We start from the raw sequence: 24,702 nt of genomic DNA on the forward strand, positions 1-24,702 counted from the left end.
CCGGCGTGAACGACGAACCTCCGCGGCGAGGGAACCGGCCTGATCAGGCCTCGCCGCGGCAGCGAAGGAGGAGAAGCTGGTGCCGCATGGTGACTGTGAGTCTATGCACAACCCGTCCCGGGCGTCGAACCGGGGGTCTCACCCGGCGAGACGAGCGGCAGGCTGAGCGTGAACACGGCGCCGCGGCGCCCGTCCCCGCGGTCACCCACCGTGAGTTCGCCGCCGTGTGCGCGGGCCACGCCCCGGGCGATGGCCAGCCCCAGCCCGGCACCCTTGCTGTGCGGCCCGTGGACCAGCCGCTCGAAGATCCGCTCCCGCTGCTCGGGCGGTACCCCGGGACCGTCGTCCGCGACCACGAATCCGTCCGGTCGTACGAGGATCTGCACCGTACGCGCGCCGGCCTGCCGGGCGTTGTCCACCAACCCGGCGAGCAACTGCCCGATCCGCTCGGCGTCGCCGACGACCGTACCCGCGGCCGCGGGTACGGCGGAAAGGGTGACCGCGGTGCCGAGCAGGGCGGACCGGGTGACCTCGGCCTCGGCGAGGGCTTGCAGGTCGAGCCGAGTCAGCTGGAGGTTCAGGCCGGAGTCGAGCCGGGAGAGTTCCAGGAGATCGGCGACCAGGCGGGTGGCGCGCTGGGATTCGCGGACCAGCAGGAGCTCCAGTTCTTCGCGGCGGTCGGCCGGAGCTTGCGGCCCGAGGTGGATCAGGGTTTCGGCGGCGGTCCGCAGGCCGGCGATCGGCGTGCGGAGTTCATGGGCGGCATCGGCGACGAACTCCCGCATCCGGTCCTCGGAACGGCGGGCCGTGTCCTCGGCGCCTTCGAGCGCGTCGAGCATCTCGTCGAAGGCGACGGCGGTGCGGCCCAGTTCGGTCGTGGTGCGGGCGGGGTGGAGACGGCCACCACGACGGCCGGTGGCGATCGAGCGCGCCAGGGCAGTCATCTTGTCCAGCGGCGACAGAGCGAACCGCATGCCGATGGCCAACGCGAGGGCGGTGATCAGGACGGCCGCGGCCCCGGAGACGAGCAAGACGGTACGGAGACGGTTACTGGCGTCGGCGACCAGGGCCGTGTCGGCGGAGAGCAGCAGGGTGGCGCCCCGCGTGCGCTGCCCGGCCTGCAGGGTCGCCTTGACCTGACGAACGGTCGCGCCCGCCTCGACCGGTGGCGCGCCGAGCTGCTGGCCGGTGCGCAGGATCAGCGTGACGCGGACGCCGTCGGCGTCGACCCGGCGAACCAAGTTGCCTGGAGCAACGTTCTGTCGCGCGAGCTGTTGCGCGAGCTGCGCACGTCCGGTGAGCAACGAGTCGAGACTGCGCTCGGCCTGCGCGTCGAAGACCGCCTTGACCACCAACCCGGTCACGGGCAGCACCACGAGCAGGACGGCGATCGCCGTCAGCGTCACCCGCGCCCGAAGACTCATCCGTCGCCCGCCTTCAGGACGTACCCCGCGCCGCGGACGGTGTGCAGCAGGCCGGGGCCGAGCTTTCGCCGCAGCGCGCTGATGTGGACCTCCACGAGGTTCGGCGCGTAGTCGTCGTACCCCCAGACGGCGGTCAGCAGCTGGAGCTTGCCGACGACCTTGCCGGCCCGGCCGGCCAGGAAGACCAGCAGCTTGTACTCCGTCGCGGTCAGCTCGAGCGGCTCCCCGGCGCGCGCCGCCGAACCGGCCTCGACATCGACCAGCAGGTCCCCGATCTCGAGGACCGTCCGCAGCCGGCCCATCCGCCGCAGGACCGCCTCGGCCCGGGCGATCAGCTCGGCGAGGACGAAGGGTTTCACCACATAGTCGTCGGCGCCGGTCCGCAGGCCGTGCAGCCGGTCCTCGACGCCGTCGCGGGCGGTGAGCAGGATGACGCCCGCGTTCGACGTCTCCCGCGTCACCGCCAGCAACTCGAACCCGTCCCGGCCGGGCAGCATCACGTCCAGCAGCACCAGGTCCGGCCGGAAGGCGGCCAGCTCGCGCTCCAGCGCGTCGCCGTCGGCGCGGGTGCACACCTCGTGCCCGGCCTCGCCCAGCGCGATCCCGACCGCGGTCCGGATCGGTTCCGCGTCCTCGACCACCAGAACTCGTGGCGCCATCCACCCATCCTTACACCAGCAGGCCGTCGATCATGCCGTTGTGACCGGCAAGCACCTTTCCCGGGTCGGTACCCAGAACCTGCTGAAGAACCGTCGCGTAGACGTCGCGGAAATCCGTGCCGGCCACCAGGTCGCCGTTGCTCAGGTCGGTCAGGCTCGGCTGCTCGCCGTGGAATCCCCCGCTGACCTTGTCACCCAGGACGAAGACCGGTCCGGCGGTTCCGTGGTCGGTCCCGTCGCTGCCGTTCGCCTCGACCCGGCGCCCGAACTCCGAGTAGACCAGGACCACGGTGTTCTTGCCGCGATCGGTCTTCGCCAGCCGCTGGGCGAACGGCGTCAGCGCCGTATCCAGTTCGGTCAGCAACCGCTGCTGCGTGCCACGCTCGTCCGCGTGCGTGTCGAAGCCGCCGAGGGACGCCGAGTACGCCCGGGTCGGCACGCCGGCCTCGATCAGCCCGGCGATCAGGTCGAGCTGTGCGCCCAGCTGCGAGGCGCCGCCGGCCGACGCGCCCTGCGTCCGCTGCTCGTCCTCGTCCTCCGCACGCTCACGCCCGGTCTTGACCGCCGTTCCCAGCACGCGGGTGACCTCCTGCAGATCCAGCACCGATTTGGCCGCCTTGGCCTGCCACAGTCCCTCTCCCGGGCTCGCTTTCCCGAGCGCCGCGTACGCCGTCCCGACGGCGCCTTTCGGCAACGCCAGCCCTCGTAACGGCAAGGACGCCGCAGCTGTCGTGGAACCGGCCAGCAGCGGCGGCAGCGTCGGCTCGACCGAAACCGCGCGCAGTGGGTCGGCCCCGGTCGCGTCCAGCCAGCGGCCGAGCCAGCCGGTCGGGATCGGTGACTTCGGCGCGGCTGTCTGCCAGATCGCCATCGATCGGAAGTGACTGCGATCCGGCTCCGGGTAGCCGACACCACGGACGATTGCGAGTTTCTTGTCGTCCCACAAGCCCTTCAGGCCTTTGAGACCGGGATTCAGCCCAAGACCTTCGCCGAGGTCGAGCACCTCGTCCGGCTGATAGGCCAGCTCCGGCCGGGCTTGCTGGTACGCCGGGTCGGCGGCCGGGACGACGGTGTTCAGACCGTCGTTGCCGCCGTACAAGGTGATCACCACGAGTACCGAGTCATCGCTCGGGAGCGGGTCGTCGACTGCAGCGGCGAGCAGGTCCGACCAGTGCACCTGGGTCGCACCCGCGGCCAGCGCGCCGGCGGCGGTGACACCGCTCAAGGTCAGGAAGCGTCGTCTCGTCAGGTTGTCCATCGGTCCTCCACTCATCCGCTCACGACGTACTCGGGGGCGCAGGCTGCGATCGCCACCAGCTGCGCGGGCTCTTTCACCTGGGCCAGTGCGGCCTTCGTCCGCGCCGACCAGCCGTCGACGCCGAGCAGGTCGGCCGCTGCGTCTGCCGACTTGATCGCGCCGAGGTCGCTCAGCCCGGCCAGATGTTGCGCCAGCTGCAGGCGGGTGACGCCGGCCGACGTCGTCAGCCAGCTCGCACCGGACGGCCAGCCACCGACGCTCGGCGGGCGGAACGGCAGTTGCCCCATCCCTCGCAGCCCGGCCAGCAGCTTGGTCTGCTCCTGCTGCTCCAGCTTGCCGGGTGCCAGCCGCAGCGCTCGAAGCAAGCCGACCGCCCACTCGACCGGCTGTTTCACCAGCGCCGACGCCGGATCGCGGAACGCCGTTTCGCCGACCATTGCGGTCAGCAACGACTTCAGGTTGCGCTCGGCGCCGTACGCCGTCTGCAGCCGGGCGAGCGTCGCCGCATCGGGCGGGGTCGCCGACACCAGCCGGAACCACAACCGCCCGATCACGAACGGCGCCGACTCGGGCCGGGCCAGCGCAAGGCCGGCGTACCCCTTCGCATCGAAGTTTCCGGTCCGGCCGAGCACGGTCTTGGCACCCGAATCGAAGCGCTGCCGCCGGAAGGTCGCGGGTTTGCCGTCCTTGCCCAGCACCCAGCCGGTCAGGCAGCGCGCGCCCTCGGCGACGTCCTTCTCCTCGTAGTGCCCGATGCCGAGGGTGAACAGCTCCAGGAACTCGCGGGCCAGGTTCTCGTTCGGCGAGCCCTTGCGGTTGCGCTGCCCGTCGAGCCAGCGGATCGTCGCGCTGTCCACGATCATCGCGGTCGCCAGGTCGCCGAACCGGCCGAGCGCATGCTGCCGCTGCGTCTGGTTCTGCACGAGCATCCAGGCCGCGTTGCGGACCTTCTGGTTGCTGGTCGCGAAATGCCCGTGCCAGAACCAGGTCAGCCGCTCGGACGCCGTCCGCCCGGCCACCATCCGATCCAGCCACCAGATGGTCAGCTTCCGGTCCTGGGCGGTTCGGGTCTGCCGGTCAGCCTTCTTGTTCTCCTTGTCCCGTGGCGGCGGGGTCAGCCCGGTCGGTGGCGCGATCGCGGCGGCTGCGGCATCCGCGGCCGGTCCGAGCAATCGCCGTACCGTCTCCTCGAACCCGAGTGCCGGCTCCCCCGGCGCCGGGCCGAACCCCAGGCAGTCGTTCAGCCGCCGAACGGCGGCCTGCTCACTGATCTCGGTCATGTTCCCGATGGTTTCCGCCGGGTCCGCGCGGGACCAGGATCCGGGATCGATCTTCAGCCAACCCACAGCCGCCTAGGCTTTCGGCATGACCTCCCTCCTCGAACGGATCGGCAGCACCGGCCTCGGCGTCCTCGTCACGCTCAAGCGCGACGGCCGCCCGCAACTGTCGAACATCACCTACGTGTACGACGGCGAGCGCGTCCGGATCTCGCTGACCGACGACCGTGCGAAGACGAAGAACCTCCGTCGCGACCCGCGGGCCAGCGTGTACGTCAACGGCGACAACGGCCGCTCGTACATCGTCCTGGAGGGCAAGGCCGAGCTCAGCCCGGTCGCCGCCGACCCGCACGACGCGACGGTCGACGAGCTGGTCGACTACTACCGGAAGGGCTCCGGCGAGCACCCCGATTGGGACGAGTACCGCAACGTCATGGTGCAGGACAAACGTCTGTTGTTCTCGATGACCGTCGACCACTCTTACGGGATGCCGGCGCCCGGGCAATAAATAGCTCGCGCGGATCGGGTCACGGGCGGCAGTCTGGGGATATGGAGATCACGAGGCTGTCGCCTGACGACGAGAGCGGCTGCGCTGCGGCCGTTGCGCTGGAGATCGCCGTGGCGAAGGTGGATTGCCCGGGACTGGTGATTGCGACGCCGGTCGGTAAGGCGAACCAGCTGCGTTACGGGTGGGATCTGAATCCGGGCCGGCAGTATCTGGCTCGGGACGCCGAGGGAGAGGTGGCCGGTCTACTCGGGCTGCACTACCCGAAGTACGAGAACACCGACCAGCTCTGGGTGGAGATCTGGGTCCATCCCGACCATCGCGACGGGGACGTCTGGCAGCAGCTGGCCGCGTTCGCGGAGCAGGAGGCGCAGGCCGCCGGGCGGACGATGCTGGGGCTGAACAGCTTCGACACCGCCCGCGACATCGCGCTGGCCACGGGGCACGGGTTCGTGCAGAAGGCCGTCGAGGTGAACCGGAAGCAGGACATCGCCGGGCTCGACTGGGAGGTCGTGCAGAAGCTGTACGACGGCGCCGTCGAGAAGTCGGGCGAGTACGAGCTGGTCCGGGTGCTCGGCGCGCTGCCCGAGGAAATGATCGAGGACATGATCGCGGTCACCGAATCGATCAACGACGCGCCGACCGACGACCTCGAGATCGAGGACGACGTCTACAGCACCGAGCGGCTGCGCGCGTACGAAGAGGCGCAGGCCAAGAGCGGGACGCGCCTGTATCGGCTGATCGCCCGGAACAAGGAGACCGGCGCGCTGGCCGGCCACACCATCATCGGGATCGAGGGCGACCGGCCGGAGCAGGGCTGGCAGCACGACACGGCCGTCTCGCGGGACCACCGCGGGCACCGGCTCGGCGCGCTGCTCAAGGCCGGCATGCTGCTCTGGCTGCGTGAGACCGAGCCGCAGCTGGCCCGGGTCGACACCTGGAACGCCGAGTCCAACAACCACATGATCGGCATCAACGAGCAGCTCAACTACGAGATCGTCGGCCGCTTCCTGGACTACCAGAGGAAGCTCTAGGCCGCGGGCTCGACGACGGTGACGTGCATGCGGTTGGTGATGGTGAAGCCCAGCGCCGCGTAGAGGCGCTGGGCGGTGGTGTTGGTGCCGCCGGTGTGCAGGAACGGCGTCCGCCCGGTGGCGGTGATTTCCGCGGCGACCGCGCCGACCAGGCGGCGGGCCAGGCCGCGGCCGCGGTGGTCGGGGTGGGTGCAGACGGCGCTGATCTCGGCGTACGCCGGCAGGGTCTTGCGGACGCCAGCCATCGCGATGAGCTCACCGCCTTCGCGGATGCCCAGGTAGGGGCCGAGCTCGATCGTGCGGGGGCGGAACGGGCCCGGGTCGGTGAGCGCGACCAGGGCGATCATGTCGGGGACGTCGTCCGCCGTCAGGACGACCGCTTCGGCGTCCGGCGCGGCGATCCCGTCGGGGGCGACGAACTGGACCAGGTCGAACTGGTTGACCAGCTTGACGGACGCCGGGAGCACGGGGGCCGGGCGCATGGTCGCGCCCGCCCGGCCGGGGCCGAGGAGCGCGGCGAGGTCGGCCCAGTCCTGCTCGGTGGGCTCGTCGGGGACGCCGAAGAACGGCGCGACGTCGCTCGGGTAGGCGACCGCGTTGCCGCGGACCTCGGCGAACGCCGCGTGCGGACCGGTCAGCGCGGCGTACGACGGGTTGCGGAGCATCAGAAGCCCAGTTTGCGCAGGTGTTTCGCGTCGGTCTGCCAGTTCTTGGCGATCTTCACGTGCAGGTCGAGGTAGACCGGCGTCCCGAGCAGGGCCTCGATCTGGCGGCGGGCGGCGGCGCCGACCTCGCGCAGGCGGGCGCCCTTGTGACCGATCACGATGCCCTTCTGGCTGTCGCGCTCGAGGAAGATGTTCGCGTAGATGTCGAGCAGCGGCTTGTCCTTCGGCCGGTCCTCGCGCAGGCCCATCTCGTCGATGGTGACGGCGATCGAGTGCGGCAGCTCGTCGCGGACGCCCTCCAGCGCGGCCTCGCGGATCAGCTCCGCGACCAGGGTCTCCTCGGGCTCGTCGGTGATGTCGCCGTCCGGGTAGAGGGCGAACCCCTCGGGCAGCAGTTTCACCAGCTCGTCGGCGACCAGCTCGACCTGGAAACCGGACGTCGCCGAGACCGGGATGATCGCGGCCCACTCGATCCCGGCGGACTCGCCGAGAGCCTGGATCTCGGCCAGATGCTCGATCATCCGCTCCGGCTCGACCAGGTCGGCCTTCGTGGCGAGCGCGACCTTCGGCGTCTTCGCGACCTTCGCCGCCTCGCTGACCAGGAACCGGTCGCCGGGACCGACCTTGTCACTGGCCGGCAGGCAGACCGCGATCACGTCGACCTCGGCCCACGTGGTCTTCACCAGGTCGTTCAGCCGCTCACCGAGCAGCGTCCGCGGCTTGTGCAGCCCCGGGGTGTCGACCAGCACGAGCTGCGCGTCCGCCCGGTGCACGATCCCGCGCACCGCATGCCGCGTCGTCTGCGGTTTCGACGACGTGATCACGATCTTCTTCCCCACCAGGGCGTTGGTGAGGGTGGACTTGCCGGCGTTCGGTCGCCCTACAAAACAAGCGAAACCGGACTTGAAGCCGGCGCCTTCGGCGCCGGAAGGGAAAGAAGAGGAGGCGGCGGAGGCCTCGCGACCGGTGGCCGGGGAGCCGGTGGGCTTAGGTGTTTTGGACATTGCGGACCTCTCCGGTGGGGTCGGCGAGGACCACGGGGATTGCGGCGCCGGCGAAGTGGCGGACGACGTTGATGTCGGTGGTGGTGGCGTCGGTGACGACGGCGGCGGCTTCGAGGCCTTTGACGCCGGAGGAGAGCGCCATCGCGACCGCGAGCTGGAGGGCGGTGAGGGCGACGGTGTCGAGGGCGACCGTGCAGGCGGAGTAGGTGCGGCCGTCGGAGTCACGGACGGCGGCGCCCTCGGCGGCCCGGGTGCGGGCGCGCGCGGCGCGGGCGAGCGTGACGAGTTTGGCGTCCTCCGCCGAAAGGTCTGACAAGGTGGCTGCTCCTAGGCGTGCTGGTGGTTCTGGTCCGGTGCGCCGGGGACGGGCTCCGCACGGCGTACGAGAACCGTACCGACCTGGTTGCGGCGGCCGGACGGCCGCTCCGCGGTCAGCGACAGACCGGCGATCTCGACCTCGGCGCCGGGGATCGGCACCTTGCCGAGCAGTTTGGCCATCAGGCCGCCGACGGTGTCGACGTCGTCGTCGTCCAGCGGGACGCCGAACAGCTCACCGAGCTCGTCGATCGGGAGCCGGCTGGAGACCCGGTAGGCGCCGTCCGACAGCTCCTGGACCGAATCCGGGTCCTCGTCGTATTCGTCGGTGATCTCGCCGACGATCTCCTCGAGGATGTCCTCGATCGTGACGAGCCCCGCCGTACCGCCGTACTCGTCGACGACGATCGCCAGGTGCATCCGGGCGGCCTGCATCTCGCGGAGCAGCTCGTCGACGGGTTTGGAGTCCGGGACGTACATACACGGGCGCATCACCGACTCGACCCGCTCGGTCGACTCGGCCGAGGCGTTGTCGTAGACCCGGCGCATGACGTCCTTGAGGTAGACGACGCCGAGGATGTCGTCCAGCGACTCTCCGATCACCGGGATCCGCGAGTAGCCGGAGCGGAGTGCGAGCGAGGTGAGCTGGCGCAGCTTCTTGTGCCGCTCGATGTAGACGGTGTCGGTCCGCGGCACCATCACCTCGCGGACGATCGTGTCGCCGAGCTCGAAGACCGAGTGGATCATCTGCCGCTCGCCGGACTCGATCACCGCGGACTTCTCCGCGTAGTCGACCAGCGCGCGCAGCTCGGCCTCGGTCGCGAACGGGCCCTCGGCGTACCCCTTGCCCGGGGTGAGCGCGTTACCGACCATGATCAGCAGCTTCGGCAGCGGGCCGAGGATCCGGGTGACGGCCATCACCGGGCCGGCCGACAGGATCGCGAACCGGTCCGAGTGCTGGCGGCCGAGCGTGCGCGGCGCGACGCCGATGATCACGAACGAGATCACCACCATCACCACGGCGGTGATCAGGATGTGCTCCCAGGTGACCTCGAAGACCTCCGAGAGCGCCTGGGTGACGAGCACGATCGCGGTGATCTCGCAGGTCAGCCGGAGCAGCAGCAGCGAGTTCAGGTAGCGCGGGGCGTCACTGAGCAGGGCGCGCAACCGGACGGCCCGCAGGTTGCCCTGCTCGACCTGCTCGTTCGCGCGCACCTTCGAGTACGACGACAGCGCCGCCTCCGCACCGGCGAACAACCCGGCGAGCAGGACGAGCACCGCGGCCACAACCAGCAGAACGAGGTCGTGGGAGCTCACTGGAGCGTCACTCCCCCAGCCTGTTGCCGGGGGCCCGCCAGGCTTCGAGGAGGCGGCCCTGGATCTCCCACATCTCGGCCTTCTCGGCCGGTTCGGCGTGGTCGTAGCCGAGCAGGTGGAGGATGCCGTGCACGGTCAGCAGCTCCAGCTCGGCCCAGGTGCCGTGGCCGGCCTTGGCGCCCTGCGCGGCCGCGACGGTCGGGCAGAGCGCGATGTCGCCGAGGTGACCGAGTGGAAGCTCGGACTCGTCGGCGCCGTCACCGCCCGGCCGCAGCTCGTCCATCGGCCACGACATCACGTCGGTCGGACCGGGAAGGTCCAGGAACTCGACGTGATATCTGGCCATCGTGTCCTCGTCGACCAGTTTGATCGACAGCTCGCATTCCGGGTGCAGCCGCAAGGACGACAGCACGAACCGGCTGAGCCGCATCAGTCCGTTCGCGTCGATCTCGACGCCGGACTCGTTGTTGACCTCGACGTTCATCGTTGGTGTTCTGCCCGCTGTCCTTCGAAGTTCTCGTACGCCGAGACGATCCGGCCGACCAGCTTGTGCCGGACGACATCGTGCGAGGTGAGCCGGCAGAACGCCAGATCCTGGACCCCGTCCAGGATCTCCTGGACGACCCGCAGGCCCGAGTTGGTACCGGTCGGCAGGTCGACCTGCGTCACGTCACCGGTGACCACCATCTTGGAGCCGAACCCGAGCCGGGTGAGGAACATCTTCATCTGCTCCGGCGAGGTGTTCTGGGCCTCGTCCAGGATGATGTAGGCGTCGTTCAGCGTCCGGCCGCGCATGTAGGCCAGCGGCGCGATCTCGATCGTCCCGGCCGTCATCAGCCGCGGGATCGAGTCGGGGTCGAGCATGTCGTGCAGCGCGTCGTACAGCGGCCGCAGGTAGGGGTCGATCTTCTCCGACAGCGTGCCGGGCAGGAAGCCCAGCCGCTCGCCGGCCTCGACGGCCGGCCGGGTCAGGATGATCCGGTTGACCTCCTTGGCCTGCAGCGCCTGGACCGCCTTGGCCACCGCGAGATACGTCTTGCCGGTACCGGCCGGGCCGATCCCGAAGACGATCGTGTTCTTGTCGATGGCGTCGACGTAGCGCTTCTGGTTCAGCGTCTTCGGCCGGATGGTGCGGCCGCGGCTGGACAGGATGTTCTGGGTCAGGACGTCGCGCGGGCTCTCCGCGGTCTCCTGTTTGATCATCGCGATACTGCGCTCGACGGAGTCGGCGGTCAGCCCGTGCCCGGTGCGGATGACGGCGATCAGCTCGTCCACGAGCCGCTCGGTCAGCGCCAGCTCGGCGGGTTCACCGGTCAGGGAGATCTCGTTACCGCGGACCAGGATGTCGGCGGCGAACTCCTTCTCGATGATGCGGAGGAACTCGTCCCGGGCTCCGAGCAGGGCGACCATGTCGATGCTGTTCGGCACGACGATCTTGTGTGACGCCCGCGAAGTGGCGGCCGCGTCGGTCCCGCGCGCCTCCGGTTCGATACTGCGTGGCCTGGACAGGCTCTTCCTCCTGATGCCGGTGCTGGTGTTACGTCCATGCTAGCCGTCCCGGCCGACAGCCTCACTGCCAATTTCGCGGGACACGCTCCGCGCGGGCCGATCGGAGGCCGCCTGCAGGCCGCCGGAGGACACCTTTCCGGGCTGCGGGCTGGCCCCGAGGACGTCGCGGAGCTGGCCGAGCTCGGTCGACCGCTGCGCGCCCGGCCCGGCGTGTTCGAGCTTCAGCCGGTCGTCGCGCTGGGCGGCCCACTCCTTGTCCGGGACGGTGTTCACGACCACGTCCGCCCCTGGCCGGAACAGCTCGTCCATCCCGACCCGGCGGGCGAGCTCGGCCTCCTGCGGCGGCATGTCCCGGGTCCGCTCGTACACCCGCAGCAGCCGGTACGTCGCCTCGATCGCGGCCAGCGTCGAGCCGGACTTGGCCGGCGGCGCGTCGAACTCGTCCGCATGCGTGTTGCGGCCCTTGTCCAGGCCGATGACGTGGCCCGGGGTGAACACATGCAGCGAATCCACCTTCGCTGTCGGGTCGCCGTCGTACACGGACAGGTCACGCCAGGCGTGGGCGCCGGAGTAGCTGTCCTGCAACGCGTGGACGGCGGCACCGAGGTGCATCCACTCCTGCTGCGCGTTCTGCGCCGTCTGGGCCGCTGCGAGCTGGGTGTAGACGTACTCCGTGTTGGTGTGCAGGTTGCTCGGGCCGTCGCGGTAGGGGTCGGCCATGAAGTGCGCTGCCTGCGCATCCGGGTTCGCGTACGCCGAATGGGCGGTCGGGCCGGGGCCGACGTACGGGAACGGTTTTCCGGAGCCGGCGAAGTTCTTGATCACACCGGCGCCGAGCGGGCGGTCCTGGTACGCCTGGGCCTTGTCGAGGGCTTCGGCGTACTCGCGGCGGGACATCCCGCGGACGGCGCCGTCGGAGTCCGCGATCCGGTCGAAATGACGCGCTGTGGCGGCGTACGTGATGTCCCGGTGCCCGCACCAGTGGCCGTCTCCGTGCTGCTTCATGTTCAGAGGGTGCCACCGGACCAGCTCACCCGCAGCTGTTGTCAACCTGGGACGTGGTCTTCGCGTCTCCTTTGTGTGGCACAACCGGTGGTGGTGTACGAAGAGTCCGTGACACATGAGTCCTCGTGGAATGCCGACGAGGCGCTGACGGCTGTCTACACGGCGCACTACACGTCGATGGTCCGCCTCGCCGCCTTGCTGCTGCGTGACCGCGGATCGGCGGAGGAGATCGTGCAGGACGCCTTCGTGGCGATGCACGGTCACTGGCACCGGCTGCGTGACCCGCACAAGGCGCTGGCGTACCTCCGCACCGCCGTGGTGAACCGCTGCCGCTCCCGCCAGCGACATCTTGTGGTGGTCGACAAGCACATGCCACGCTCGCTGCCGGACGAGCCGAGCGCAGAGCAGGCCGCACTGCGGACCGCCGAGACGGACCGGGTGATCGAGGCGATGCGGACACTGCCGGAGAAGCAACGCACGGTGATGGTGTTGCGCTATTACGGTGACCTTTCGGAGGCGGAGATCGCCGACACGATGGGCATCAGCCGGGGATCGGTCAAGAGCCACGCTGCGCGAGCGACCAAGTCGCTGCGCCAGGTACTGGAGCAGAGCGCATGAGTGACCACCCGCAGGACCCGTTCGACGAGCTGATGCGGCGCTCACTGGCCGAGGAGGCGGCTCGGATCGAGCCGACCGACGCGTTGCCGGAGATCCGCGCCCGCGCGCACGCCCAACGCCGTCCGGTGAACCGGCGGCCCTGGGTGATCACTGCCGGGCTGGCCGCGGCCGGTACCGCTGCCGCGGTCGGTGCGTTCACGGTCTTCAACGGCAACAACAACACGGCCAACGACGGTGACATGGTCGCCGGTCCGGGGACGACGACGTCCGCGACCAATTCGCCGGACACACCGCGAGTCACGTCGGCCAAGCCGACGCCCGGCCCGACGAAAGCGCCGTCCGAGCAGGACACGGTCGTGCCGAACGTCAAGCAGAAGGGCGTGCCGGAGGATCTGGTCAAGGAGGTGTCCGTGCCGGTCTACTGGACGGCGCACCGGCTGGCGGCCAAGGCCTCGACCGAGCCGACCGCACAGACCAGGTCGGACGTTCGGCTGTTCCGTACGTTCCAGCGGGTGTCCGGCCGGCCGGCCGTCGAGGCGGTCCGGGTGATGGCCTCCGGTAAGGCCAGCGACCCGGACTACCAGTCGCTGTGGCGGGGCGCTGAGGTGAGCAGCGTGCTGCGGTCGGACGACGTGGTGACGGTCGACTTCAAGCAGCTGCCGCAGGGCCGGCTGGACAAGGCGACCGCGACGGTAGCGGCTCAGCAGCTCGTCTACACCGTGCAGGGCGTGCTGAAGGACACCTCACGGCCGATCCAGATCACCCAGGGCGGCCGGGTTGGGCATCGGCTCTTCGGGCAGATCGACACCGGGACGCCGATCGGGCGCGCGCAGGCCCTCGACGTCCAGGCGCTGGTCTCGATCACAGCGCCGGCCGAGGGGGCGCTGCTCAAGACACCCGTCGTGGTCGGCGGGACGGCGGCGGCGTTCGAGGCGCATGTGAACTACCGGGCGACGAATCTGAAGACCGGCAAGGTCATCGAGAGCTACGCGATGTCGGAGGACGGCAGCAAGCTGTCCAGCTTCAAGTTCCAGCTCGACCTCGCGCCCGGGCCGTGGCTGATCGAGGCCTACCTGATCTCGAACGAGGACGGCTCGGTCAGCGACGTCGACACCAAGCAGGTCGAGGTCGTCCGCTAGGACCAGCGCGAGCGGGCGAGCAGCGCGGCGGCGGCCGCGACGCCGGCGGTCGACGTCCGGAGCACGGTGTCGCCGAGGCGGACCGGCTCGACGCCGAACGCCGCCAGCTCGGCCGGTGCGATACCGCCCTCAGGGCCGATCACGATCACGACGTCCCCGGCGTCCGGCACCTCGAGCCCGGCCAGCGGCACGGTCGCCTCCTCGTGCAGGACGACGGGCAGCGCGGCCCCCCGCACCAGCGCCGCCACCTCGGCCGTCGTCGCGATCGGCGTCACCTCGGCGAACCAGGACCGCCGCGACTGCTTGCTCGCCTCGAAAGCCCACGCCTGCCACTTGCTCATCGTCTTCGCCACCCGCTCCGGATTACTCCGGAACTGACTCCGCTCCGCGTTCCACGGCACCACCACGTCCACCCCGACCTCAGTCAGCATCTCCACCGCCGACTCGGCCCGCTCCCCCTTAGGCAACGCCTGCACCACCACCACCCGAGGCGCCCGCGCAGCCACCACCCCGCGCTCCTCCACCCCAACCGTCAGCCCAGCCTTGGACGCCCGCGTAACCGCCCCCTCAACCCAAGCCCCCCGCCCATCCGTCAGCCGAACCCGCTCCCCCACCCCAATCCGCCGAACCACCGCCGCATGCCGCCCCTCGGCACCCTCGAGCACGATTTCGTCCCCCTCGAGCTCACCCGAGAAAAACACCGCAACACCCATGAAGTTCTTCCTACCGGCTAGTGGTTGCCGAAGGCGTCTCGGAGGCGGCCGAAGACGCCTTTGTGGGCGGCTTGGACTTGGCCTTGGGGGCGTTCTTCGTTGCGGGCGGTGGCGAGGGCGCGGAGGAGGTCGGCCTGGGCGTCGTCGAGTTTGGTGGGGGTCTCGACGATGATCTGGACGATGAGGTCGCCGCGGCCGGCGTGGCGGAGGCGGGGGACGCCGCGGGCGGAGAGGGTGTGCGCGGTGCCGGACTGGGTGCCGGGGCGGATCTCCAGGGGCGTGGTCTCGCCTTCGAGGGTGGGCAGGTCGATGGTGGTGCCGAGGGCGGCGGCCGTCATCGGGAGCGTGACCGTGCAGTGCAGGTCATCGCCGTGCCGGGTGAAGATGTCGTGCGGCTCGACCTCGATCTCGACGTACAGGTCGCCGGCCGGGCCGCCGCCGGGGCCGACCTCGCCCTGACCGGACAGCTGCACGCGGGTACCGGAGTCGACGCCGCCGGGGATCTTCACCGTGACCGTACGCCGGGAGCGGACGCGGCCGTCGCCGGCGCACTCGACACACGGGTTCGGGATGGTCGTCCCGAAGCCGCGGCAGTTCGGGCAGGGGCGCATCGTGCGCACCTCGCCGAGGAACGAGCGCTGCGTGTGGGTGACCTCACCACGCCCGTGGCAGACGTCGCAGGTGACCGGCTCGGAGCCGGCGGCCGCACCGGAGCCGGAACAGGTCGGACACAGGACGGCGGTGTCGACCTTCAGCTCACGCGTCGTACCGAACGCGGCCTCGGCCAGATCGATCCGCAGCGGGATCAGCGCGTCCTGACCGCGACGCGTCCGCGGCCGCGGCCCGCGGGTCGCCCCGCCGGTCTGGCCGAAGAAGGCGTCCATGATGTCGGTGAAGGTGAACGCCTGACCGCCGCCGAACCCACCGGGCCCGGCGCCGCCGGAGGCGAACGGGTCGCCGCCGAGATCGTGCATCTGCCGCTTCTGCGGGTCGCTGAGCACCTGGAACGCGCGCCCGATCTCCTGGAACTTGTGGTGCGCGTCCTCGGAGTCGTTCACATCCGGGTGGTACTGGCGCGCCAGCTTGCGGTACGCCTTCTTGATCTCGTCCGGCGAGGCGTCACGGCTGACGCCCAGGACGGCGTAGTAATCGGTGCTCATACTCCAGACCAGGGGTTGGTTGAGTTCATCAGGAGTCGGCCAGGATCTGGCTGACGTAACGCGCGACGGCGCGGACCGCGCCCATCGTGCTGGGGTAGTCCATGTGGGTCGGGCCGACGATGCCGAGTGTGGCCAGCGCCTCCGACTTCGACCCGTACCCGGTCGCGACCACCGACGTGGTGGCCAGCTCCTCGTACGGGTTCTCGTGGCCGATGCGAACCGTCAGCGTCTGCGGGTGGGTCGCCTCGCCGAGCAGCTTGAGCAGGATGACGTGCTCCTCCAGCGCCTCCAGCACCGGCTTCACGTTCCGCTCGAAGTCGTCGCCGTACCGGGTCAGGTTGGCCGCGCCGCCGACGGCGATCCGCTGCTCGCCCATCTCGTCGGTGAACGCCTCCAGCAGCGTGGTCACGATCGCCGCGACCAGCGGCCGGTCGGCCGGGGCGAAGGTCTCGGTCACGTTCGCCAGCGTCGTGGTCGCCTCGGTCAGCCGCTGGCCGACCATGGCCGTGTTCAGCCGCGACCGCAGGTCCGCGACCAGCTGCTCCTCGATGTCGTGCGGCAGCTCGACGATCCGCTGCTCGACGCGCCCGTTGCTGGTGATCAGCACCAGCAGCAGCCGCCGCGGCGTCATCGTGACCACCTCGACATGCCGGACGCTCGACCGGTTCAGCGAGGGGTACTGCACGATGGCGACCTGGCGGGTGATCTGCGCCAGCAGCCGGACCGTCCGCCGGACGACGTCGTCCAGGTCGACGGCGCCGCCGAGGAAGGACGTGATCGCCTTCTTCTCGGCGGCCGACAGCGTCTTGACGGTGCTCAGCTTGTCGACGAACAGCCGGTACCCGGCGTCGGTCGGGATGCGGCCGGCGCTGGTGTGCGGCTGGGTGATGTACCCCTCCTCCTCCAGCACGGCCATGTCGTTACGGACCGTGGCCGGGGAGACACCGAGGTTGTGCCGGTCGACCAGCGTCTTCGAGCCGACCGGCTCGTGGGTCGCGACGTAGTCCTCGACGATGGCGCGGAGTACATCCAGCTTGCGCTCGTCCAGCACGCGCACCACCCTCTCGACACTCTTGGCACTCAATCGTTCAGAGTGCCAGTCTAGGCGGTGTCGGGCGCGGCTCCCAACGGAACGGCTGCGGGGCGCGTCACGGTACTGGCCACGTCCAGCGGCTGATCCTGGACGGCGGACTCCACAAAAGACTCCAGTACGTCGAGCACGTGGTAGGCCAGCTCGCCGTTCGCCCGGTGCGGCTCGCCGTTGCGCAAAGCGCGTGCCATGTCCGCGACACCGACCCCTCGGCCCGCTCCGGCGTACCCGCCGCCGACCGGCACCTCCGTCCACTCCCGCTGCGCCGGAGTGACGATCTCGACCGTCCCGTCGAAGCCGTTCGGGTCCGGCACCGACAGGCTGCCGTCCGTCCCGTGGACCTCGATCCGCGGCAGCCGGCCGGCCCACACGTCGAACGACATCAGAACGGTCGTCAGCGCACCGGACTCGTGCTCCAGGACGCCGGTGACGTGCGTAGGCACCTGGACGTCGAAGACCGTCCCGGCCCGCGGCCCGGTGTGGATCTCCCGCTGCTGCTTCGCCGTACCGGCCCTTGCGGTCACCCGACGGACCGGACCGAGCAGAGTGACCAGGCTGGTCACGTAGTACGGCCCCATGTCGAGCACCGGCCCACCACCGCGCTGGTAGTAGAACTCCGGCGCCGGGTGCCACAGCTCGTGCCCGGGCGTCACCATGAACGCGGTAGCGGCATGCGGGACGCCGATGTCGCCACGATCGATCACTGCCCGAGCAGTCTGCGTCCCCGTCCCCAGAACAGTGTCGGGCGCGCAGCCGATCCGCAGGTCGTTCGCAGCGGCGTACTTGAGCAGCGGAGCGGCCTCGGCGCGATCCAGGGCCAGCGGCTTCTCGCCGTACACATGCTTGCCCGCCTCCAACGCAGCCTGGTGGACGGCGGCGTGCGCGGCGGGGATGGTCAGATTCACGACGATGTCGACGTCGTCAGCGGCGTACAGCTGCTCTGGCGTCAGAGCGCGGATGCTGTCGGTGGCAACGGCCTCGGCGCGGGTGATGTCGAGGTCCGCGACCGCAGCGACCTCGACACCGGGCAGCTTGGCCAGATGGTCCAGATAAGTGCCGGAGATGACGCCGGTGCCGACAATGCCGACGCGGGTCACTTGCTCGCCCACAGCAGCCCCCGCTCGATGATCGTCCGGACTTCGGGGACGTCGAAGTCGTCGAGCTTGTGACCGACTGCGCAGACGAACACGCGGCCCTCACCCCAGGTACGCGTCCAGACGGCCGGCATCACGGCGCCCTCGATCCAGGGGACGTCGGGGTGCGTGGCGAAGGTGGTCGTGGCCAGCACGTTGTTGGTCGGGTCCGCGTGCAGGTAGTACTGCTCGGTGTGGACGTCGAAGTGCGTGATGCCCTCGACGATCGGGTGCTCCGCGACCACCTCGACGCGGTAGTCGGTGAAGTTGTGCGGGTGCGAGATGAACTGCCCGCCGGTGAGGAACTGGTAGTCGGTGTTGTCGCGGAACGAGTCCACGATGCCGCCGTGCCACCCGGCGAACCCGGTGCCGCCGCGGACGGCGTCCAGCAGCGCCCGGATGTGCTCCGGCTTCGTCTCGCCCATCGACACGCACTGCAGCACCAGGTCGACGCCGTCCAGGTCGAGGTAGCTCTCGGTCGACTCCGAGGTCGTGACGTCGTAGCCGTTCTCCTTCAGGTACGGGATGAACAACTCGGTCGCCTCGACCGGCACATGCCCGTCCCAGCCGCCCCGCACCACCAGCGCACGTCGTGTCGTCACACCGACCGCCCTTCGAAAGTTTCGCAATCACTGTCGGAAGATTCGGAAACGACCTTAAGCGAGACCCTCTAGTACTGTCGACGCCGTGAGCGCGTGGAATGAGATCGGCGATCGGTGCTGGGTCCGGCGGTACGACGAGTGGGATCTGAACGTCGGTCTGGTGGTGGGCAGCGACGGCGCGCTGGTGATCGACACCCGAGCGACGGCCGAAGAGGCCGAAGAGCTGCGGGAGCACATCCGTGAGGTGACCGACCAGCCGGTGCGCTGGATCGTCAACACCCACTCGCATTTCGACCACGTGAACGGCAACAGCGTCTTCACCGAAGCGACGGCGTACGCGCACGAGAACACCGTGGCCGCCGTCGAAGGCCTGGTCGCGGAGACCTTCGCGGTCGCGAAGGTGATCGACCTCGGCGACCGCCGGGTCGAGCTGCTCTACCTCGGCAACGCGCACACCGCGGGTGACGCGGTCGCCGTCGTCCCGGATGTGAACGTCTTCTTCCTCGGCGACCTGGTCGAGGAGTCGCAGCCGCCGCAGTACGGCGATGACTCGTTCCCGCTGGAGTGGCCGGACACCCTCGAGCGGGTGATCGGCACGATGCCCGCCGGCGCGATCGTCGTCCCGGGCCACGGCGCCGTCGTGGACGCCGACTTCGCGCGCAACCAGTCCGCCGACCTCGGCCAGGTCGCGAACACGATCTCCGACCTGCACCACGCCGGGACGCCGCTGGACAAGGCGCTCGCCCACACCGAGGGCTGGCCCTGGGACGTCGCCGGTCTGCAAGACGCGATCAAACGCGCGTACGGCGTCCTGGGCGCACCCCGCCGGCCGACCATCCCGCTGCTCGGCCCCAGCTGATCGCCCCGAGGCGCGCGGAGATCGTTCTCGACAAGTGATCGCCCGGGGGCCCGCCCGGCCCTACCGTTTGGTCATGACCGAACCGCAGAACAACTTCCAGCCGCCGTACCAGCCGCAGCCGCTGCGCCCCGACGAGGAGCGCACCTGGGCGCTGCTGGCCCACATCGGCACCATCGTGCTCGGCTTCCTCGCGCCGCTGATCGTGATGCTCGTCCAGGGGCCGAAGTCGGCGATGGTGCGCGCGCACTCCGTCGAGTCGCTGAACTTCCAGATCACCGTCGCGATCGGGTACGTCGCCTCCGCGGTGCTGTCGATCGTCTTCATCGGCATCATCACCGGCTTCCTGATCTGGGCCGCCGCCATCGTGTTCGCGATCATCGCGACGATCGCGGCCAGCAAGGGCGAGCCGTACACCTACCCGTTCGCGCTGCGCCTGGTGAAGTAGTAGTTACTCGTTGACACGAGTTGGGGGAAGGGCGCAACTTGTTCCATGGCCACCACTGAGCAGACCACGCACCCGGACGGCCGGGTCGAGCTGACCGATCCGGCCGCGATCGCGGACAGCAGGTACGGCAACGCCGAACTGGCGCCGACCCGGCTGGCCGAGCGGAACTGGTCGACGTACAACTACGCCGCCTTGTGGATGGGGATGGCGCACAACATCCCCAGCTATCTGCTCGCCGCGGGGCTGGTCGCGCTCGGGATGAACTGGCTGCAGGCGTTCATCACGATCACGCTGGGGAACCTGATCGTGTTGATCCCGCTGTTGCTGAACAGCCATGCCGGGACGAAGTACGGCATCCCGTTCCCGGTCTTCGCGCGCGCCTTCTACGGCGTCCGCGGGGCGAACTTCCCGGCGCTGCTGCGGGCGTTCATCGCCTGCGGCTGGTTCGGCATCCAGACCTGGATCGGCGGCCAGGCGATCTACGTGATCGTCGGCGAGCTGTTCGGCAAGAGCTGGACGGACGCCGGCGCGATCGGCGGGCACCCGTGGACGCTGTGGCTGAGTTTCGCGTTCTTCTGGGCGCTCCAGATGGTGCTGATCTGGCGCGGGATCGAAGGGCTGCGCCGGTTCGAGAACTGGGCCGCCCCGCTGGTGACGGTGGCCTTCCTGGCGCTGATGATCGCCGTCCTGGTGAAGGCCGGCGGGTTCGGCCCGATCTTGTCCCAGCCGTCGGCGCTCGGCTGGGACGCCGACTTCTGGAAGATCTTCGCGCCGTCGCTGATGGGCATGATCGCGTTCTGGGCCACGCTGTCGCTGAACATGCCCGACTTCACCCGGTTCGGGAAGGGGCAGCGTCAGCAGGTCTGGGGCCAGATCATCGGCCTGCCGACGACGATGTCGTTCATCGCGCTGGTCTCGATCATCACCACCTCCGGCACGGTCGTCCTCTACGGCTCCGCGATCTGGGACCCGGTCGAGCTGACGCGCCGCTTCGAGAACCCGCTGGTCGTCACGATCGGGCTGGTGATGGCGATCCTCGCGACGATGTCCTGCAACGTCGCGGCGAACGTGGTCAGCCCGTCGTACGACTTCGCGAACGCGTTGCCGCGCTGGCTGAACTTCCGGACGGCCGGTCTGCTCACCGGCGTGATCGGCATCGTCATTCAGCCCTGGCGGCTGATCTCGGATCCGTCGATCTACATCTTCGTCTGGCTGTCGTTCTACGGCGGTCTGCTCGCGTCGGTCGCGGGCGTGCTGATCGCGGGCTACTGGTTCCTCGACCGTACGCAGCTGGATCTCCCCGATCTCTATCGCTCGTCCGGCCGGTACTGGTATTCCTCGGGCTGGAACTGGCGAGCCGTGGTCGCGACGCTGTTCGGCGCCGTCCTGGCCGTCGGCGGCGCCTACAGCAACCCCGGCGCCGGTCCGTTCCCGGCCGACGGTCTGATCCCGTTCCTGAAGCCGTTGTACGACTACTCGTGGGCAGTCGGCCTGGTCGCGGGTTTCGTCGCCTACTTCGCCCTGACCAAGCCGGTAAAGTCGCCGCGTGGCTGATCGGTATGGGAACGACGTACTGAGTGGGGACTGGCGCAAGCCCAAGAACGGGCGGACCGTCGAGGTCGAGATCGAGAAGGGCATGGTGGTCGAGGAGCCGACGTCGGGGTTCGTCGGCGCGATCGTGCGCTGGGAGCACGGCGTGGTCGACCTCGAGGACCGGCACGGCAAGGTCCGCACGTACCCACTCGGCCCGGGCTTCTGGCTGGACGGCAAGCCGGTCAGCCTGGTCGCGCCGAAGAAGGCCGGCCCGGCCAAGAAGACGCGGACGGCGTCCGGCTCGGTGGCCGTCGACAACGTCCGGGCCAAGGTCGCCCGGGCGAGCCGGATCTACGTCGAGGGCCGGCACGACGCCGAGCTGGTCGAGAAGGTCTGGGGTGACGACCTGCGGATCGAGGGCGTCGTCGTCGAGTACCTGGAAGGGATCGACGACCTGCTCGGGATCGTGAACCGGTTCCAGCCCGGCCCCGGCCGCCGCCTCGGCGTCCTGGTCGACCACCTGGTCGAGGGCTCGAAGGAGTCCAAGATCGCCGCGCAGATCGACAACCGGTACGTGAAGGTCGTCGGGCACCCGTTCATCGACGTCTGGGAGGCGATCAAACCCGCCTCGGTCGGGATCGCCGCCTGGCCGCGGATCCCGCACGGGCAGGACTGGAAGAAGGGCGTGCTGCAGTCCTTCGGCTGGCCGGCCACCGATCAGGCGGACGTCGCCGCCGCCTGGAAGCACATCCTGTCCAAGGTGACCAGCTTCGCCGATCTCGACCCGTCGCTGCTCGGCCGGGTCGAGGAGCTCATCGATTTCGTGACGCTGGACTGATCTCCGGGACGCGGCGCTCGATCCAGACCCGGACCAGCTGCCGCGCGCGGCGGACGAACACCGTCACCGCAGCCAGCACGACGCCGACGGCCAAGAACACCCCAGCCAGGACGCCGACCAGCACGCTGCCGGCCACCGCCGCAGCAACGAGCAGCAGGACGCCGACGCCGAGCACAGCCAACGGCAGCCACGGCTCGAACAGCAGCGGCCGCTTGGCCGGCGTCAGCTTCGCACCGCGCACGATCCGGCCCCAGACGGTCTCCCGAGCGGGCGCGGTGAACCAGCGCGCCGTCCGCAACAGCCAGGACTCCGGCCGCTCCTTGCGCCCAGCCATCGCCTTGATCGCGCTACCGACCTGCAGACCGAGACCACCGGACACATCAACCATCCGGTCAGCCAGCCCCTTGGTGGTCGCACGGCCCTCGGGCGACTGGTTGAGCTCGTCGCGCATCGTCGTCAAGGCGGCCAGACCGGCGTCCGCCGGGAAGTCCTCAGCCAGGCGCTGGATCCGCTCCGCGACCGCCGCCGGCTTCCAGTCCTCGGCTTTCAGCACCTGGCGCTGGGTCTCGCGGATCCAGTCCGCGTCGGCGCCGAGCATCGCGCCCAGGTGTGCGACGCAGTGCAGCCGGCCCATCAGCCAGTCCCAGCGCCGCCAGTCCGCGGCGCCGAACGCGCCGAAGTGCCCGACCTGGCTGCCGTAGAGGATGCGGTCCTTGAGGTTGTCGGCGATCGACCCGGCGGGCAGATCGTCCAGCAGGGTCAGCGGGATATCCGGCCCGAGCCGGAGGAACTGGAACGGCGCGCTGCGCTGCTGCGGCGTCCGCGCCGACGTACAGCGCGAAACGATCTCCACTTCGAGCGCCGCGTCGACGAGCTCGGCGCCGATCCCCTCGATCAGGTCGGCGAACGCCGTCCCGAGCGCCGCCTGGATCTGGAGGTCCTCGAAGATGTCGGTCAGCCCGACCGCGACCGCTTCGGCACCACCGGCCGGCCGCAGGTCGAGATCCGCCGTCAGTAGCCGATCGGTCAGCGCGTCCCGGACGGCCTGCACACGCAGCAAACAGTCACTGGCGGCCTTCAATCGGTATTCCAGGACGGCGCGAGAATCGTCCGGCGCGGCATCGATCCGGGTCCGGAGCGAGCGCAGGATCAGCCGGGTGATCCGCTCGGCGGCCCCGCTCCCCCACAACCACAACGGGTTGCCGTCGGCATCCTTGCGCAGCGGGTCGGTCACGCCGTCCGGATCGGGCACCCAGGGATGCTCGGTCGCGAGGATCTCGTCGATCTCCGGCTCGGAGAGCGCGCTCGCGGCGTCCAGGACGGTCGACTGGTCGTGGCTCGCGATCGTTACGGCCTCCCACACGCCACCGGCGGCCCGGCCGCGCGCGTAGACCGGTTGTAACGCGGTCGCCGCCGTCCGCAATCGCTCTCGTTCCAGTGGTTGCTCGATGCAACGATCAAAGAGCCGCTGGGTGTCCGACCAGGACGCGTCCGCTTCCAGCAGCAGCCGTTCGAGCTGCTCGACATCCGACCGGAAGTCCACCTCGCGGGGGAACTGGATCGCCGACAGCGCGGCCACCTGCCAGCTCGGCTCCTTCGCCTCGGGCAGGGCCGTCTCGGCGCTCCCGATCCCCGCCGACGGGACGACGTACAGCACGTAGCGGCTCGCGCGACCGGTGATCGGACGCCGCGCGACCACGTCCAGCACCGGCCCAAACGGCGCGTTGTCGAGGACGCCGCCGTCGACCAGCCAGGCGCCGGACGCATCGTTGTTCGGGTGCATTCGCGGCGGCGAAGCGGCCAGCCGCGGCGTCTCCAGCACCGGCCCGAAGGCCGCCGGGAAGGACGCCGAAGCGCGCGCGGCCCGGGCCAGCAGCTTCGTGTCGGTGAGCCCGTTCGTCTCCTGGTCGGTGAACCGGGTCCCGTCGTACTTCGCCGTCTTCTCACTCGTGAACGCGAACAGATACCGATGATCGGGGACGACGAAACACTGACCGGCCGCGTCCTTCGCCTCGAACTGCTGGACGCCGAGCCCGGACGCGGTCACGAACAGCGTCACCGGCTCCTCGGCGGCTGGCTCTCCGGCGGCCACGACGTCCTTCAACAAGTTGTCGAGCTCGTGCAGGAAGTAGTTGCCGTCCAGCACCGAGGTCGACTTCACACCGGCCGCCGGGACGAGTTTGCCGACCTCCAACGACCCCAGCCCGATCCACTTCTCCCGCAGCCACGGCCCGTCGACGCCCTCGGGATCGAGGGTCGAGCCGTTCGAGATCGCGGTCGCGAGCAGCGAGCCGTTCAGGCCGCCCGCGCTCGTCCCGGCGATCACATCGACGACGACGCGACGGCGCTCGTCCCCGCGGTGGCAGAGCTCGCGCCAGCGCTCGGCCAGGATCTCGTCGTACGGCCGCGGGCCCGGCGCGACGCCCGGGCCGGACGCGCGCCGGATCAGGTCGAGCTCGTGCGTCACGCCGCCCATCCAGACGGCCAGGCTGACGCCGCCGTTCAGGACCAGGGCGATCCGGATCTCATGGTCACTCATTTGCCTCACCACTACTACGATGAGTTACTGAAGCGGGCCAGAGCAACCGCTGGCGGACAGT

The 24,702-nt window shown here is 69.8% G+C and carries 25 protein-coding genes; 8 read left to right on the top strand and 17 right to left on the bottom strand.

Going from position 1 to position 24,702, the window contains the following annotated elements; translation table 11 throughout:
• Positions 1 to 101 precede the first annotated feature (101 nt).
• The 4 genes from ACZ6ZD_RS19730 to ACZ6ZD_RS19745 are packed head-to-tail and all read right to left on the bottom strand — an operon-like array spanning position 102 to position 4,621.
• Complete coding sequence (locus tag ACZ6ZD_RS19730) at positions 102 to 1,424, bottom strand: sensor histidine kinase (protein WP_465674048.1); 1,323 nt, start codon at positions 1,422 to 1,424, stop codon at positions 102 to 104.
• Positions 1,421 to 2,083, bottom strand: coding sequence for a response regulator transcription factor (locus tag ACZ6ZD_RS19735; RefSeq protein WP_465674050.1), 663 nt, complete (start codon positions 2,081 to 2,083; stop codon positions 1,421 to 1,423). The genes ACZ6ZD_RS19730 and ACZ6ZD_RS19735 overlap by 4 nt, the downstream gene beginning before the upstream one ends.
• Positions 2,084 to 2,093: 10 nt before the next feature.
• Positions 2,094 to 3,341, bottom strand: coding sequence for a DUF1501 domain-containing protein (locus ACZ6ZD_RS19740; protein ID WP_465674052.1), 1,248 nt, complete (start codon positions 3,339 to 3,341; stop codon positions 2,094 to 2,096).
• A gap of 11 nt (positions 3,342 to 3,352) precedes the next feature.
• Positions 3,353 to 4,621, bottom strand: coding sequence for a DUF1800 domain-containing protein (locus tag ACZ6ZD_RS19745; protein ID WP_465674054.1), 1,269 nt, complete (start codon positions 4,619 to 4,621; stop codon positions 3,353 to 3,355).
• An 85-nt stretch (positions 4,622 to 4,706) separates the two neighbouring features.
• Here ACZ6ZD_RS19745 and ACZ6ZD_RS19750 point away from each other — a divergent pair, with 85 nt between their 5' ends.
• Together ACZ6ZD_RS19750 and ACZ6ZD_RS19755 are read left to right on the top strand one after the other, a co-directional pair.
• On the top strand, positions 4,707 to 5,126 hold the full coding sequence (locus tag ACZ6ZD_RS19750) for a PPOX class F420-dependent oxidoreductase (RefSeq protein ID WP_465674056.1): 420 nt from the start codon (positions 4,707 to 4,709) through the stop codon (positions 5,124 to 5,126).
• Positions 5,127 to 5,167: 41 nt separating this feature from the next.
• Positions 5,168 to 6,157 (top strand): GNAT family N-acetyltransferase, encoded by a 990-nt coding sequence (locus ACZ6ZD_RS19755; protein WP_465674058.1) that lies wholly within the window; start codon positions 5,168 to 5,170, stop codon positions 6,155 to 6,157.
• Here the strand turns inward: ACZ6ZD_RS19755 and ACZ6ZD_RS19760 are convergent.
• From ACZ6ZD_RS19760 to ACZ6ZD_RS19790, 7 genes are all read right to left on the bottom strand, one after another.
• Positions 6,154 to 6,822: a GNAT family N-acetyltransferase gene (locus ACZ6ZD_RS19760; protein WP_465674060.1), complete on the bottom strand. Its 669-nt coding sequence runs from the start codon at positions 6,820 to 6,822 to the stop codon at positions 6,154 to 6,156. The two genes, ACZ6ZD_RS19755 and ACZ6ZD_RS19760, sit on opposite strands and share 4 nt — an antisense overlap.
• Complete coding sequence (gene era, locus ACZ6ZD_RS19765) at positions 6,822 to 7,826, bottom strand: GTPase Era (protein WP_465674062.1); 1,005 nt, start codon at positions 7,824 to 7,826, stop codon at positions 6,822 to 6,824. Before era ends, ACZ6ZD_RS19760 begins: the two co-directional genes overlap by 1 nt.
• The gene (locus ACZ6ZD_RS19770; protein ID WP_465674064.1) at positions 7,810 to 8,142 is read right to left on the bottom strand and encodes a cytidine deaminase; all 333 of its coding nucleotides are present in this window, start codon (positions 8,140 to 8,142) and stop codon (positions 7,810 to 7,812) included. The genes era and ACZ6ZD_RS19770 overlap by 17 nt, the downstream gene beginning before the upstream one ends.
• Before the next feature lie 11 nt (positions 8,143 to 8,153).
• Positions 8,154 to 9,458, bottom strand: coding sequence for a hemolysin family protein (locus ACZ6ZD_RS19775; RefSeq protein WP_465674065.1), 1,305 nt, complete (start codon positions 9,456 to 9,458; stop codon positions 8,154 to 8,156).
• Between the two features lie 7 nt (positions 9,459 to 9,465).
• Positions 9,466 to 9,942 (bottom strand): rRNA maturation RNase YbeY, encoded by a 477-nt coding sequence (gene ybeY, locus ACZ6ZD_RS19780; protein ID WP_465674067.1) that lies wholly within the window; start codon positions 9,940 to 9,942, stop codon positions 9,466 to 9,468.
• Positions 9,939 to 10,868 carry a PhoH family protein gene (locus ACZ6ZD_RS19785; RefSeq protein WP_465676067.1) on the bottom strand — a complete coding sequence of 310 codons (930 nt, stop codon included), beginning with the start codon at positions 10,866 to 10,868 and terminating at the stop codon, positions 9,939 to 9,941. The genes ybeY and ACZ6ZD_RS19785 overlap by 4 nt, the downstream gene beginning before the upstream one ends.
• A gap of 138 nt (positions 10,869 to 11,006) precedes the next feature.
• The gene (locus ACZ6ZD_RS19790) at positions 11,007 to 11,972 is read right to left on the bottom strand and encodes a hypothetical protein (RefSeq protein WP_465674069.1); all 966 of its coding nucleotides are present in this window, start codon (positions 11,970 to 11,972) and stop codon (positions 11,007 to 11,009) included.
• Positions 11,973 to 12,080: 108 nt separating this feature from the next.
• Here ACZ6ZD_RS19790 and ACZ6ZD_RS19795 point away from each other — a divergent pair, with 108 nt between their 5' ends.
• Both ACZ6ZD_RS19795 and ACZ6ZD_RS19800 read left to right on the top strand, forming a co-directional pair.
• On the top strand, positions 12,081 to 12,590 hold the full coding sequence (locus ACZ6ZD_RS19795) for a SigE family RNA polymerase sigma factor (protein WP_465674071.1): 510 nt from the start codon (positions 12,081 to 12,083) through the stop codon (positions 12,588 to 12,590).
• Complete coding sequence (locus ACZ6ZD_RS19800; protein ID WP_465674073.1) at positions 12,587 to 13,729, top strand: Gmad2 immunoglobulin-like domain-containing protein; 1,143 nt, start codon at positions 12,587 to 12,589, stop codon at positions 13,727 to 13,729. The genes ACZ6ZD_RS19795 and ACZ6ZD_RS19800 overlap by 4 nt, the downstream gene beginning before the upstream one ends.
• Here ACZ6ZD_RS19800 and ACZ6ZD_RS19805 read toward each other — a convergent pair.
• The 5 genes from ACZ6ZD_RS19805 to ACZ6ZD_RS19825 are packed head-to-tail and all read right to left on the bottom strand — an operon-like array spanning position 13,726 to position 18,427.
• A complete protein-coding gene (locus ACZ6ZD_RS19805) occupies positions 13,726 to 14,442 on the bottom strand; it encodes a 16S rRNA (uracil(1498)-N(3))-methyltransferase (RefSeq protein ID WP_465674075.1) in 717 nt (238 codons plus the stop codon). The two genes, ACZ6ZD_RS19800 and ACZ6ZD_RS19805, sit on opposite strands and share 4 nt — an antisense overlap.
• A 17-nt stretch (positions 14,443 to 14,459) precedes the next feature.
• A complete protein-coding gene (gene dnaJ, locus ACZ6ZD_RS19810; protein WP_465674077.1) occupies positions 14,460 to 15,602 on the bottom strand; it encodes a molecular chaperone DnaJ in 1,143 nt (380 codons plus the stop codon).
• 28 nt (positions 15,603 to 15,630) lie between these two features.
• Positions 15,631 to 16,653: a heat-inducible transcriptional repressor HrcA gene (hrcA, locus tag ACZ6ZD_RS19815; protein WP_465674079.1), complete on the bottom strand. Its 1,023-nt coding sequence runs from the start codon at positions 16,651 to 16,653 to the stop codon at positions 15,631 to 15,633.
• A gap of 50 nt (positions 16,654 to 16,703) precedes the next feature.
• Positions 16,704 to 17,801 (bottom strand): Gfo/Idh/MocA family protein, encoded by a 1,098-nt coding sequence (locus tag ACZ6ZD_RS19820; protein ID WP_465674081.1) that lies wholly within the window; start codon positions 17,799 to 17,801, stop codon positions 16,704 to 16,706.
• Positions 17,786 to 18,427: a ThuA domain-containing protein gene (locus tag ACZ6ZD_RS19825; protein WP_465674083.1), complete on the bottom strand. Its 642-nt coding sequence runs from the start codon at positions 18,425 to 18,427 to the stop codon at positions 17,786 to 17,788. Before ACZ6ZD_RS19825 ends, ACZ6ZD_RS19820 begins: the two co-directional genes overlap by 16 nt.
• Before the next feature lie 85 nt (positions 18,428 to 18,512).
• Between ACZ6ZD_RS19825 and ACZ6ZD_RS19830 the strand changes: the two genes are divergently transcribed.
• The 4 genes from ACZ6ZD_RS19830 to ACZ6ZD_RS19845 all read left to right on the top strand — a co-directional run bounded on the left by ACZ6ZD_RS19830 (position 18,513) and on the right by ACZ6ZD_RS19845 (position 22,102).
• Entirely contained in the window at positions 18,513 to 19,286 is a 774-nt protein-coding gene (locus ACZ6ZD_RS19830) for an MBL fold metallo-hydrolase (protein WP_465674085.1), read from the top strand.
• A 73-nt stretch (positions 19,287 to 19,359) separates the two neighbouring features.
• On the top strand, positions 19,360 to 19,731 hold the full coding sequence (locus tag ACZ6ZD_RS19835; RefSeq protein WP_465674087.1) for a DUF4870 domain-containing protein: 372 nt from the start codon (positions 19,360 to 19,362) through the stop codon (positions 19,729 to 19,731).
• A gap of 45 nt (positions 19,732 to 19,776) precedes the next feature.
• Entirely contained in the window at positions 19,777 to 21,285 is a 1,509-nt protein-coding gene (locus tag ACZ6ZD_RS19840; protein ID WP_465674089.1) for an NCS1 family nucleobase:cation symporter-1, read from the top strand.
• On the top strand, positions 21,278 to 22,102 hold the full coding sequence (locus tag ACZ6ZD_RS19845) for a DUF3097 domain-containing protein (protein WP_465674091.1): 825 nt from the start codon (positions 21,278 to 21,280) through the stop codon (positions 22,100 to 22,102). The genes ACZ6ZD_RS19840 and ACZ6ZD_RS19845 overlap by 8 nt, the downstream gene beginning before the upstream one ends.
• On the opposite strand, the gene ACZ6ZD_RS19850 is transcribed toward ACZ6ZD_RS19845, so the two are convergent.
• On the bottom strand, positions 22,077 to 24,641 hold the full coding sequence (locus tag ACZ6ZD_RS19850; protein ID WP_465674093.1) for a DUF3376 domain-containing protein: 2,565 nt from the start codon (positions 24,639 to 24,641) through the stop codon (positions 22,077 to 22,079). The two genes, ACZ6ZD_RS19845 and ACZ6ZD_RS19850, sit on opposite strands and share 26 nt — an antisense overlap.
• Between the last annotated feature and the right edge of the window lie 61 nt (positions 24,642 to 24,702).

The organism is Kribbella sp. NPDC104218 (assembly GCF_055584105.1).